At 71.4% G+C, this 11,750-nt stretch carries 12 protein-coding genes; 6 read left to right on the forward strand and 6 right to left on the reverse strand.

Annotated features, from left to right (window positions below; genetic code table 11):
* Positions 1-31 precede the first annotated feature (31 nt).
* From ACFU53_RS42140 to ACFU53_RS42165, 6 genes are read right to left on the reverse strand one after another with little or no spacing between them, the layout of a single operon-like run.
* Positions 32-1,189: an acyl-CoA dehydrogenase family protein gene (locus ACFU53_RS42140; protein WP_384005061.1), complete on the reverse strand. Its 1,158-nt coding sequence runs from the start codon at positions 1,187-1,189 to the stop codon at positions 32-34.
* Positions 1,190-1,211: 22 nt separating this feature from the next.
* The gene (locus ACFU53_RS42145) at positions 1,212-1,739 is read right to left on the reverse strand and encodes a DoxX family protein (RefSeq protein ID WP_384005063.1); all 528 of its coding nucleotides are present in this window, start codon (positions 1,737-1,739) and stop codon (positions 1,212-1,214) included.
* Positions 1,736-2,647, reverse strand: coding sequence for an SDR family NAD(P)-dependent oxidoreductase (locus tag ACFU53_RS42150; RefSeq protein WP_384005065.1), 912 nt, complete (start codon positions 2,645-2,647; stop codon positions 1,736-1,738). The genes ACFU53_RS42145 and ACFU53_RS42150 overlap by 4 nt, the downstream gene beginning before the upstream one ends.
* A 52-nt stretch (positions 2,648-2,699) precedes the next feature.
* Positions 2,700-3,854 carry a CaiB/BaiF CoA transferase family protein gene (locus ACFU53_RS42155; RefSeq protein ID WP_384005067.1) on the reverse strand — a complete coding sequence of 385 codons (1,155 nt, stop codon included), beginning with the start codon at positions 3,852-3,854 and terminating at the stop codon, positions 2,700-2,702.
* Positions 3,855-3,904: 50 nt separating this feature from the next.
* Complete coding sequence (locus ACFU53_RS42160; RefSeq protein WP_384005069.1) at positions 3,905-4,684, reverse strand: enoyl-CoA hydratase/isomerase family protein; 780 nt, start codon at positions 4,682-4,684, stop codon at positions 3,905-3,907.
* A 9-nt stretch (positions 4,685-4,693) separates the two neighbouring features.
* On the reverse strand, positions 4,694-5,449 hold the full coding sequence (locus ACFU53_RS42165) for an SDR family NAD(P)-dependent oxidoreductase (RefSeq protein ID WP_384005071.1): 756 nt from the start codon (positions 5,447-5,449) through the stop codon (positions 4,694-4,696).
* Between the two features lie 85 nt (positions 5,450-5,534).
* On the opposite strand from ACFU53_RS42165, the gene ACFU53_RS42170 reads away from it, so the two are divergent.
* The 6 genes from ACFU53_RS42170 to ACFU53_RS42195 all read left to right on the forward strand — a co-directional run.
* Positions 5,535-6,677, forward strand: a complete 1,143-nt coding sequence (locus tag ACFU53_RS42170; protein ID WP_384005073.1) for an acyl-CoA dehydrogenase family protein — start codon at positions 5,535-5,537, stop codon at positions 6,675-6,677.
* Between the two features lie 76 nt (positions 6,678-6,753).
* The gene (locus ACFU53_RS42175; RefSeq protein WP_384005075.1) at positions 6,754-8,244 is read left to right on the forward strand and encodes an aldehyde dehydrogenase family protein; all 1,491 of its coding nucleotides are present in this window, start codon (positions 6,754-6,756) and stop codon (positions 8,242-8,244) included.
* Positions 8,245-8,271: 27 nt separating this feature from the next.
* A complete protein-coding gene (locus ACFU53_RS42180; protein WP_384005077.1) occupies positions 8,272-9,861 on the forward strand; it encodes an AMP-binding protein in 1,590 nt (529 codons plus the stop codon).
* A 4-nt stretch (positions 9,862-9,865) separates the two neighbouring features.
* Positions 9,866-11,020: a thiolase family protein gene (locus ACFU53_RS42185; protein ID WP_384005079.1), complete on the forward strand. Its 1,155-nt coding sequence runs from the start codon at positions 9,866-9,868 to the stop codon at positions 11,018-11,020.
* A complete protein-coding gene (locus ACFU53_RS42190) occupies positions 11,017-11,418 on the forward strand; it encodes a Zn-ribbon domain-containing OB-fold protein (protein WP_384005080.1) in 402 nt (133 codons plus the stop codon). Before ACFU53_RS42185 ends, ACFU53_RS42190 begins: the two co-directional genes overlap by 4 nt.
* 17 nt (positions 11,419-11,435) lie before the next feature.
* Positions 11,436-11,750: FadR/GntR family transcriptional regulator (locus tag ACFU53_RS42195; protein WP_384005081.1), on the forward strand; the 315-nt coding region annotated here is incomplete at its 3' end.

An 11,750-nucleotide genomic window follows, 5' to 3' on the forward strand; every position in this document is an offset into this window, starting at 1 on the left:
ACGAACCCCGGGGCCTCCCCCTGTGTACTGTTCAGCCGCGCGCCGCCTCGCCCAGCAGCGCCTTGGCGATGATGACCTGCTGGATCTGGCTCGTGCCCTCGTAGATGCGGAACAGCCGGGCGTCCCGGTAGAAGCGCTCGACCGCGACCCCGCGCATGTAGCCCGCGCCGCCGTGGATCTGCACGGCGCGGTCCGCGACCCGCCAGACCATCTCACTGGCGAAGTACTTCGTGCAGGACGGGCCGATCTTGGTGTCCGTACCGGCGTCGAAGGCGCGGGCGGCCTCCAGGACGGTGGCCCGGCCGGCGTAGTAGTCGGTCATCGAGTCGGCGATCAGGCCCTGGACGAGTTGGAAGGAGCCGATGGGTTTTCCGGACTGGCGGCGGGTGCGGGCGTACTCCACCGACTCGTCCACCAGCCGCTCGGCCATGCCCACACAGAGGGACGAGATGTGCACCCGGCCGTGCGCGATGCAGCCCATCGCCGTGGCGAAGCCCCGGTTCAGGCCGTCCTCGCCGCCGACCAGGGCGGAGGCCGGGACGCGTACGTCGTCGAAGTACACGTCCGCGGTCCAGGCGCCGAACTGGCCCATCTTGTGGTCCTTGGGGGCCACGGTGAGGCCCGGAGTGCCGGCTGGGACCAGGAAGGTCGAGATGCCGCGGGTGCGCGGGGCGTCGGGGTCGGTGCGGGCGAAGACCATGAAGACATCGGCGAGCGGGGCGTTGGTGATGTACCGCTTGGCGCCGTTGATCACCCAGGTGTCGCCGTCCAGGTGGGCGCGGGTGGTCAGGGTCGACGGGTCGGACCCGGCCTCGGCCTCGGTGAGCGCGAACGACGCCAGTACCTCACCGGAGGCGATCCTCGGCAGCCACCGCGTCTTCTGTTCCTCCGTGCCGCCGACCATCAGGACGTGGCCCGCGATGCCGTTGTTCGTCCCGAACATGGAACGCAACGACGGGGTCGTGTACCCGAGTTCGAACATCAACTGGGCCTCTTCGTACATCGACAGCCCCAGCCCGCCGTACTCCTCGGGCAGCGCGAAGCCGAACAGACCCATCTGCTTGGCCGCCTCGCGGATGTCCGCGGGCATCTCGTCCTTCTCGTCGATCTCCGCCTCCAGCGGCACGACACGTTCCCGGACGAAACGCCGGACCTCGGACAGCACCGCGCTGAAGTCAGCCGCGTCCATGTCGACTCCCTGATAGCCCTGGTTACCTTGATTGATCGGTTTGTGGCTCGTCCGGCTTCCGCTCCGGCCGGTAGCACGCGGCCAGCAGCGCCGCCGCGCTCACCGTGCCGAGCCCGGCGGCCAGCAACGCGGGCCCGACGCCCGTGCGTTGCCGTCCGGGGAGCAGCCGGTCGAGGGAGTACCTGCCGTTGCCCAGCGCGGCCAGTGCGACGGCCGCGCCGCCCACGACTCCGGCGTACTCCCAGCCGCCCTTGAAGACGAAGAAGCCCTTGCCGCGGTGGTCGGTCCGTGCCGCCACGGTCATCAGGCCGATGGCCGCCGCCGCGGGGAGGGGGCCGGCCGCGCCCAGGGTGATGCCCACGCCCGCGGCCATCTCGGTCCCCGCCGCCATCCGGGCGTGCACCTCGGCCGGTTCGAGGCCGAGCGCCTCGAACCAGCCCGTCGTGCCCTGGAGCCCGCCCGGTCCGTTGACCTTGTTCCAGCCGTGCGCGAAGAGCATCGGGCCCAGCGTGGCGCGCAGGACGAGAGCCGCGGTGTCGTGGCCCCTCACTGTCCGGCCCCCGTGGCCCGTCCGGCGGGCGCGACGCCGTACAACTGGGGGACGACGTCGACGAGTTCGTCGTACGTGAGGGCTCTGCCGGACTCGCTGGGGTGGACGGCGGCGACGGTCCAGCCCTGGAGGCGGTTCAGCCGGTCGCCCTCGATGCGCAGGACCTGGCCGGTCAGCCAGGCCGCGCTGTCGGAGGCCAGGTAGACGACGACCCCGGAGGCGTTGGCGGGATCGCGCGGATCGAAGTCGGCGCTCGCCCGGAGGGACGCGCCGACGTCCAGTCCGTCCGTCATCCGGGTGGCCGCGATCGGCGAGATGGCGTTCGCGGTGACGCCGTAGCGGCGCATCTCCAGGGCGGTGAGGACGGTGAGCCCGGCGACTCCGGCCTTCGCGGCACCGTAGTTGGACTGTCCCTGGTTGCCGAACAGGCCCGTCCCGGACGTCGTGTTGATGACCCGGCCCGTGACGTGCTCACCTCGCTTCGACGCCTCCCGCCAGTACGCGCACGCGTGCCGGGTGAGGGCGAAGGTGCCCTTCAGATGCACCGCGATCACGGCGTCGAACTCGGCCTCGGTCATCGAGAACAGCATGCGGTCGCGGACAATCCCCGCGTTGTTCACGATGACGTCCAGCCGCCCGAACTCCGCGACGGTGTCCGCGACCATCGCCTCCGTCGCCGCCCAGTCCGTCACCGAGGCATGGTTGGCGACTGCCCGGCCGCCGAGTTTCGTGATCTCGGCGACCACGTCGTCGGCGGGGGAGTCGCCGGTCGATTCGCCGTGCACGCCCGAGCCGAGGTCGTTCACGACCACGGTCGCGCCGACCTCGGCGAGGGCCAGGCAGTGCGCCCGGCCGAGGCCTCTTCCGCCACCCGTCACGATGGCCACTTTGCCGTCGAGGATGCCCACGTCCTGCCTCCTGGATACGAGAGTTCAGTCGAGTTCGCGGAGTACGTCGATTTCAGTCGAGTTCGCGAAGTACGTCGTCGGTGTGCTCGCCGAGCGTCGGCGCGCCGGCGCGCGGCTTGTCGTCCACACCCCAGAAGCTCACCGGCGTGGCCACCGTCCGCAGCGGTGGCGCGTCGCCCATACCGGGCTGCTCGACGAACGCCCCCACGGCCTCCGCCTGCGGATCGGCCGCCACCTCGGCGAGGCTCTGCACGGGCGCCCACCACACCTCTTCGGCGTCGAACCGCTCCGCCCACTCCGCCAGCGGCCGGCGCGCGAACTCCTCGTCGAAGACGGCGATCAGCTCGCGTACGTGGCCGCGCCGGGCCTTACCGGTCGCGAACCGCTCGTCGTCCGAGAGGTCCTCGCGGCCGAGTGCCTTGACGACGCCGGGCCAGTGCCGGCCGCCTTCAAGGCCGACCAGCCAGAACCAGCGGTCGTCGGCGGCCCGGTAGCAGTTGTAGAGCGGGGACTCGTGCTCGGTGCGGTGCCGGGTACGGCCGCGCCTGCCGAAGAAGTTCTGCAGGGCGAGGTCGTTGCCGTTGGCGTAGGTCCCGGAACGCAGCAGCGACACGTCCACCACGCCGCCCTCGCCGGTGCGCTCCCGGCGCAGCAGCGCGGCCAGCACGCCCGCCACCAGATTGGCGGCGGCCGTACGGTCGCCGAGACCGGGACGGATGCCGGGCGGCGGCTCGCCGGCCGGGTTGAGCATGGCGGCGATACCGGGCCGGGCCCAGAAGGCGGAGACGTCGTAACCGGCCCGGTCACGCTCCGCCCCCGTCCAGCCGTAGCCCGTCAAGGTGCCGACGACAAGGCGGGGATGGCGGGCCCGCAGCTCGTCCGGCGCCAGGCCCAGCCGTTCCAGGGCGCCCGGACGGAGGTTGGTGACGAAGACGTCGGCGCGCTCCAGCAGCCGTTCGAGGACGTCCTTGCCGTCCTCCGAGCGCAGGTCGAGCACGATTCCGCGCTTGCCGCGGTTGTCGGTCTCGAACGGTGGCGCGCTGTCGATGTCCTGGCCGACGTGCCGGAGGGTGTACCGGTTCGGGTCACCGGTCGGTGCCTCCACCTTCACCACGTCCGCACCCCAGTCCGCGAGCATGGTGGCCGCGGCCGGGGCCGCCACCCACATGCCCAGTTCGACGACGGAAACGCCTTCCAGTGGCCGCACGGCCCACCTCCAGATCTGTTGGGATGCCGGCACATCTGTCGGTATGCCTGTCACACGCCGCGGAACTCGCCCGGCCGGCGCTCACGGAAGGCCTTGAGACCCTCGATCCGGTCCTCGGTGCAGAACAGCACCGCGACGGTCTCGCGCTCGTACGCGATCGCCGCTTCCAGGTCCATGCCGAGGCCGTAGTCGACCAGCCGCTTGCCGGCCGCGAGCGCCAGCGGGGCGCCGGCCGCGAGCCGGGCCGCCAGGGCCTCCGCGGCGGCGAGGGCACCGCCGGGTTCGGCCACCTCGTTCACCAGGCCGACCTGTCGGGCCCGGTCGGCGTCGATCGGCTCACCGGTGAGGATCATCTCCTTGGCGACGGCCGGCGGCACGAGACGTGGCAGCCGTTGGGTGCCGCCCGCGCCGGGCAGGACGCCGAGCTTCATCTCCGGCAGACCGAGGCGGGCGCCGCGCTCGGCCACCCGCAGGTCACAGGCGAGCGCGAGCTCGAGCCCGCCGCCGAAGGCGAACCCGTGCACGGCCGCCACGGACGGCTTGGGGAAGTCCTCCAGCAGCGCGTACGCCTCGGTCAGCCGCCCCACGAAGGCCCGGAACGGCCCCGGGGTGGTGAACGACTCGATCTCACCGAGGTCGGGGCCGGCCGAGAACGCCCGGCCGGCGCCGGCCACCACCACGGCCCGTACGTCGTCGTCGCCGCGTACGTCCTCCAGCGCCCGTTTCAGCTGCTCGACGGTGTCGGTGCCGATCGCGTTGAGCCGGTCCGGCCGGTCCAGGGTGAACACGGCGATTCCGTTACGGAGTTCCACACGCAACACGTTGCTCACGACGCCCCCTCAGACCATCGTCAGGCCGCCGCTGACCGAGAGCGTCTGCCCGGTCATGTAGGCGGCGTCGTCGGACGCGAGGAAGGCCACCACGCCGGCGATCTCGGCGGGTTGGGCCACGCGGCGCAGCGGGATGGCGCGCACGGTCGCGTCGTACATCTTCTGGCTGTACTCGGCGACCTGCCCGAGCAGCGCGGTGTCCGTCGGCCCGGGGCAGACACTGTTCACGGTGATGCCGTGCCGGGCGACCTCGCGGGCGAGGGCCTTGCCGAAGGCGATGACGCCGCCCTTCGTCGCGGAGTACACGACCTCGCCGGACGAGCCGACCCGGCCGGCGTCCGAGGCGATGAGGACGATCCGGCCGCCGCCGCGCTCGATCATCGGGTCGAGCACCGCCCGGGTCATCGTGATCGTCCCGCGCAGGTTGACGGCGATGATCCGGTCCCAGGTCTCCTCGTCGCTGTCGACGAACCGGCCGATGACGTCGACGGCCGCGTTGTTGACCAGCACGTCCACCGGGCCGAGTTCGGCGGTCACCCGCTCCACCGCCGTGCGTACGGCCGTGCTGTCGGAGATGTCCGCGCCCACTCCCGTGGCGCGCACACCATGCCGTTCGGCGAGGGCGGCGGCGACCTTCGCCGCCGCCTCCACGTCCACGTCACAGACGGCGACCGAAGCTCCCCCGGCGGCCAGCGCGTCGGCGATCGCCTCGCCGATGCCGCGCCCCGCCCCGGTGACCAGTGCCACCTTGTCCCGTACGCTCACGCGTCCTCCCTGGACCGGATCGAAATCAGCGCTATCGTATAACTACTTCAGCTAAATAAGCGAGATCTGTGATTGGGGAGCCGATATGCGCCGTACGATCTTCGCCGAGGAGCACGAGCTGTTCCGGGAGACCGCCCGCGCCTACTACCTGCGGGAATGTGCCCCGCACGCCGAGGAGTGGGAGCGGGACGGACAGGTCGGCCGGGCCGCCTGGGCGGCTGCCGGCAAGGCCGGACTCATCGGCTGGGAGTTCCCGGAGGAGTACGGCGGTCAGGGCATCCGGGACTTCCGCTACAACGCGATCATGGCGGAGGAGATGGCGGCCACCGGCTCGGTCGGCATCGGGCTCGGCCTGCAGAACGACGTCATCCCGCCCTATCTCATGAACCTCACCACCCCGGAGCAGAAGGCCCGCTGGCTGCCCGGAGTGATCGCCGGCGAGACCATCTGCGCGCTCGCGCTGTCCGAGCCGGCGGTCGGATCCGACCTCAAGGGCATCCGGGCCACCGCCCGCAGGGACGGGGACGAGTGGGTGATCGACGGCTCCAAGACCTTCATCACCAACGGCATCCTGGCCGACCTGGTCGTCGTCGCCTGCAAGACCGACCCGGACGCCGGGCACAAGGGCATCAGCCTGATCGTGGTCGAGCGCGGCGCCGAGGGCTTCGAGCGCGGACGCAAGCTCGACAAGGTCGGCATGAAGGCCCAGGACACCGCCGAACTCTTCTTTCACGAGGTCCGCGTCCCCGCCGAGAACCTCATCGGGCAGGAGGGGCGCGGCTTCTACCACATGATGGGCAACCTGCCCACCGAGCGGCTCGCCATCGCCGTCGCCGCGCTCGCCTCCGCCGAGCGGGCCTTCGGGGTCGCGCTGGAGTACGCCAAGGACCGCACCGCGTTCGGCCGGCCCATCGGGCAGTTCCAGGCCAACCGGTTCGCCCTCGCCGACATCAAGGCGAAGCTGGGCGTCGCCCGGGTCTATCTGGACGGCTGCATCATGGCCCTGATCGAGGGCGAGTTGACGGCCGAGGAGGCCGCCGCCGCCAAGTACTGGACCACGGAGACCGGCTGGGAGGTCATCGACCGCTGTATGCAGCTCTTCGGCGGCTACGGCTACGTCAACGAGTACGAGATCGCCCGCATCTGGCGGGACGGCCGCGTGCAGCGGGTGTTCGGCGGCACCTCCGAGATCATGCAGGAGATCGTCGGACGCTCGCTGGGGCTCTGACCGATCCATTGACTACCTCGGTTAAATAGGTTAGCTATTTAACCTGGATGTGCGGGATCGGCTCAAGGAGACATTCGTGGTCGCCGTCGATGTGAAGCTCCACCAGGACAGGGCCGCCCATGACCTGCCGCAGCCCCGGCTCGTCATCGGCGGCAAGGACGTCACCGACACGAGCGGCGGCCTGTACGAGCACCGCAACCCCGCGACCGGCCTGGTCCAGGCGCGGATCCCGCTCGCGGGCCCCGCCGAGGTGGACCGGGCCGTGGCCGCCGCCCGGCAGGCCTTCGACGTGTGGGGAACCATGCGGCCCGCCGACCGCCGCCGGCTGCTCACCCGCTTCGCGCAGCTCCTGCGCGACCACATCGCGGACTTCGCGGCGATCTGCCCGCTGGAGAACGGCGTCTGCATCGGCGGCTGGGCGGAGAACGTCGGACCGCATGTCGCCGAGTGGACCGAGTACTACGCCGGCTGGGCCGACAAGATCGAGGGCATGGTCGGCGCGGCCTACAGCCCGCACGAGAACGTCGAGTACACCCTCGCCGAGCCCTACGGTGTCATCGGCCACATCATCACCTGGAACTCGCCCGCACTGTCCCTGGCGATGAAGGTGCCGCCCTCGCTCGCCGCCGGCAACACCGTGGTCATCAAGCCCGCCGAGTCGACCCCGTTCTCGGCCCTGCTCTTCGCCGACCTGGCCCGCGAGGCGGGTATCCCCGACGGTGTGATCAACGTCGTCACCGGACTCGGCGACGCGGGCGAGGCCCTCGTCTCGCACCCCGGCGTCGACAAGATCTCCTTCACGGGCGGCCCCGCCACCGCCCGCCGCATCGTGACGACCGCCGCCCGGACCCTCAAACCCGTCCTGTTCGAGCTGGGCGGCAAGTCCGCCAACCTGCTCTTCGCCGACACCGACCTGGACACCGTCGTGCCGTACTGCGCGGCCTTCGCGATGAGCAACACGGGCCAGGGCTGCGCGCTGCCGACCCGGCTGCTGGTCGAGCGCCCGATCTACGACGAGGTCGTCGCCCGCGTCACCGGTGTCGTGGCCCACCTGCCCGTCGGCGACCCGCTCGACCCGGCGACGTACATCGGCCCGCTCATCGACGAAACCGCCCGCGACCGTGTCCAGGGCCTGATCGACAAGGCGGTCGAGGGAGGTGCGGGCCGACTGGTGTACGGCGGTGAACGCATCGACTCCGACGGCTGGTTCGTGTCCCCGACCGTCTTCGCCGACGTAGACAACCGCAGTGATCTCGCCCAGCAGGAGATCTTCGGCCCGGTCCTCGCCATCACCCCGTTCGACACGGAGGACGAGGCCGTCTCTCTCGCGAACGACACCGAGTACGGCCTGTCCGCCTACGTCCAGTCCCGTGACATCGCGCGCGTCAACCGCCTGGTGCCGCGTCTGAGGGCCGGAACGGTCTACGTCAACCCGGGCCCGAACCCGATCACTTCGCCCGCCACACCCTTCGGCGGCGTCGGCATCAGCGGGTTCGGCCGGGAGGGCGGCAGGGCCGGCCTGGAGGAGTTCATCAACGTCAAGGGTGTCGGCATCGGCCGCGTCTGACCCTCACCTTCCGAAGCCTTTGGAGCCATGAGCATGAACTCCGCCCGCCGCCTGACGTTCGGCGACATCATCCGTGAGCACCGGAGATCCTTCCCCGAGGGCATCGCCCTCGTCGACGGTGACGTCCGGTCGACCTGGCCACAGTTGGACGAACGCACCAACCGGCTGGCCCATGCCCTCACCAACGCGGGCGTCGGCTCCGGCGACCGGATCCTGTGGCTCGGCCAGAACTCCTTCCGTATCTGGGAACTGCTCGGCGCCGCAGCGAAGATCGGCGCGATGGTCTGCCCCGGCTACTGGCGCTGGGCCGCCCCCGAGATGGCCTTCGCGGTCGAGGACTTCGACCCCAAGGTCGTGTTCTGGCAGGACGAGGAGATCGGCGACACCGTCGCCAAGGCGCGCGCCGAACTGGGCAGCGACCACCGGGCGTTGTGGCTGCGGCACGACGCCGAGAGCGCTGCGGGCCCCGACTCCTACGAGTCGTTCCTCGCCTCCGGCTCGGCCGAGGACCCGGCCGTCGACGTCGACCCGGACTCCGCGCTGCTGGTCATCTACACCGCGGCGATCTCCGGACGGCAGTCCGGCTCCGTGCTCTCCCACCGCAACCTGCTCGCCATGGGCGCGAGCGCCGCCTGGATGGGGGACATCGGCACCGAGACCGCCTTCCTCGGCGCCGGACCGATGTTCCACATCGGCAACTACCAGTTCTGGGGCGTCCCGGCCTTCGTCCACGGCGGCAAGAACGTGGTCGTGCGCCGCGTGGTCGCCGAGGAACTGCTCCCGCTGCTGGCGGAGGAGCGGTGCACCCACGCCTATCTGATGCCGCCGACCATCGCCCAGCTCGTCGCGCTGAACCGCGAGGCCGGACACGACCTCTCCCAGCTGCGGGCGAGCGTCGCCGCACCCCTGTGGCAGGGCACGGTGCCCACGGACACCAGCCGCTTCACCCGCAACGGTGGCGGCGAGGGGCGCGGCTACGGCCAGACCGAGGTGACCGGCTTCGCCGTCACCGGCGCGTACGGCGGCACGGGCACCGGCAACGCGGGCCGCCCGGGGCCCTTCACCGCAGTACGCGTCCTCGACGGTGCCGGCGCGGAGTGCGCGCCCGGGGTGGCCGGCGAGATCTGCGTCCGCGGCGACCTGGTGCACCTGGGTTACTGGAACCGGCCGGAGATCAACGAGGAGCGCTTCCGCTTCGGCTGGTGGCACACCACCGACCTCGGCCGGCGCGAGCCCGACGGCACGATCAGCTTCCTCGGGACGACGACCCGCATGCTCAAGTCCGCGGCCGAGAACATCTTCCCCGCCGAGGTCGAGAACTGCGTCGAGTCGCACCCCGCGGTGAAGGAGGCCGCCGTGATCGGTGTGCCGAACGAACGCTGGGCACAGGACGTCAAGGCCGTGTTGGTGCTCCACCCGGACGCCGAGACGGTCACGGCGGCCGACATCGTCGAGCACTGCCGGGCGCGCATCGCCTCGTACAAGAAGCCGAAGACGGTGGAGTTCGTCGACGCGCTGCCGCGCACGAAGGACTTCGCGAAGGACTACGAGGCCCTCGACGAACGCTTCGGCGGGGGCGGCTACCCCGGTGGCGACACGCTCGGCGCGGGGCGGTGAGACCGTGACGGACGGCCGACAGCCCGTCGTCGCGGGCGTGTGCGCCACCGAGCAGGCACTGTCGCTCCCGCACCGCGACGCCATGGACCTCGCCCTCGAAGCCGTGCGCGGCGCCATCGAGGACGCCGGGCTGTCCCCGGCGGACGTCGACGGCGCCCAGGTCGACTGGCCCGGCCCGGGCGGCGTGCCCGGCGAGGGCAGCTCCTGGGCGCGGATGCTCGGCCGGGACCTGCGCTGGACCAGCGACTCGATGCTCGACAACGCGGGCTCACGGGGTCTGCTGAAAGCGGCCGCAGCCGTACGGGCCGGGCTGGCGGACACGGTCGTGGTCGGCGGCTGCAAGCTGGTCTCGCGTGGTGCGGGGCCGGTCGGGTCCGGTGTGCCGCTGGAGTTCGCCGATGTCTGGGGCAGCTATGTCGTCGCCCAGTTCGCGCTGGTGGCCGCCCGGCACATGCACGAGTACGGCACGACCTCCCAGCAACTCGCCGAGGTCGCCGCCACCATCCGCAACAACGGCACCACCAACCCGGAGGCGATGATGTACGGGCGTGGCCCGTACACCGCCGAGGACGTGCTCGCCTCCCGCATGGTGGCCACGCCCTTCCATCTGCTGGACTGCTGCATCGTCGGCGAGGGCGGTGCCGCGATCGTGGTGACCACCGCCGAACGCGCCCGGGACCTGCCGCACCCGCCGGTCGCCGTACTCGGCGGCGGCATGGAGTACCACCAGGCCGCCTACGCCAACCCGGCGCTGTACCGGGAGGTCGGGCAACTCGGCCGGGACGCCGCCACCCGCGCCTACGCCATGGCCGGGGTGAGCCCGCACGACGTGGACGTCCTCTCCCTCTACGACCCCAACTCCTTCGAGATCATCCGCCAGTTGGAGATCCTCGGCCTGTGCGGGGAGGGGGAGGGCGGACCGCTCGCCGCGAGCGGTGCCATCGCCGTCGGCGGCAAGCATCCCGTCAACCCGGACGGCGGCTGTCTGTCGTACGCCTGGAACGGGACGCAGCAGATGACGCTCAAGGTCGTCGAGGCCGTACGGCAGTTGCGCGGCACCGCGGTCCACCAGGTCGAGGGCGCGGAGCTGGCGGTCGTCGGCAACGCCGGCTCGGGAGCGCAGCACTACGAGATGAGCCTGCTCGGGAGGATGCGATGAGCCGTCCGGTACCCGTCCCCACCGAGCTGTCCCGGCCGTTCTGGGACGCGGCCCGGCGCGGGGACCTGGTCGTCCCGCTCTGCCCGACCTGCGGCCTGCGCTTCTTCGTCCCCGAGCCCGCCTGCCCCGGATGCATGGCGCGGGACTGGCGGTACGTGCCGAGCGCGGGCCGCGGCACCGTCTACTCGGTGACCGTCGTGCACCGCGCGCCCGGCCCCGGTTTCGACACCCCCTTCGCGCTGGCCGTCGTCGATCTGGACGACGGGGGCACCCTGCTCACGCACGTGGACGCCGGCGACCCCGACGACGTCGTCATCGGTCTGCGCGTGCGCGTGGACTTCCGCGCCCTCACCGACGAGATCGCGCTGCCGTACTTCGTACCGGAGAACACTCACTGAGGGCGGAGGTGGACGCGGTGGCGAACACGCCGGTACGGGTCCCCAAGATGGCCGAGCTGGTGGCGGCACGGCTGCGCCGGATGATCGTGCGCGGCGAACTGACCGAGGGCGACGCGCTGCCGTCCGAGACGGCCCTGATGGAGGAGTTCGCCGTCTCCCGGCCGACGCTGCGCGAGGCGTTCCGGGTGCTGGAGTCGGAGTCGCTGATCAACGTCCGCCGGGGCGCCCGGGGCGGGGCGCGCGTCCAGGTGCCGGAGGGCACGGTGGCCGCCCGCTACGCGGGGGTGGTCCTCGAATACCGGGGCACGACCCTCAAGGACGTGTACGACGCC

The sequence above is a fragment of the Streptomyces sp. NPDC057474 genome (assembly GCF_042802555.1).
Taxonomy (GTDB): Bacteria; Actinomycetota; Actinomycetes; order Streptomycetales; family Streptomycetaceae; genus Streptomyces.

What these genes read in the sequence shown, in the direction of transcription:
- ACFU53_RS42140 (WP_384005061.1), bottom strand. Translation starts at nt 1,189, where the DNA reads ATGGACGCGGCTGACTTCAGCGCGGTGCTGTCCGAGGTCCGGCGTTTC.
- ACFU53_RS42170 (WP_384005073.1), top strand. Translation starts at nt 5,535, where the DNA reads ATGCGCCGTACGATCTTCGCCGAGGAGCACGAGCTGTTCCGGGAGACC.
- ACFU53_RS42180 (WP_384005077.1), top strand. Translation starts at nt 8,272, where the DNA reads ATGAGCATGAACTCCGCCCGCCGCCTGACGTTCGGCGACATCATCCGT.
- ACFU53_RS42190 (WP_384005080.1), top strand. Translation starts at nt 11,017, where the DNA reads ATGAGCCGTCCGGTACCCGTCCCCACCGAGCTGTCCCGGCCGTTCTGG.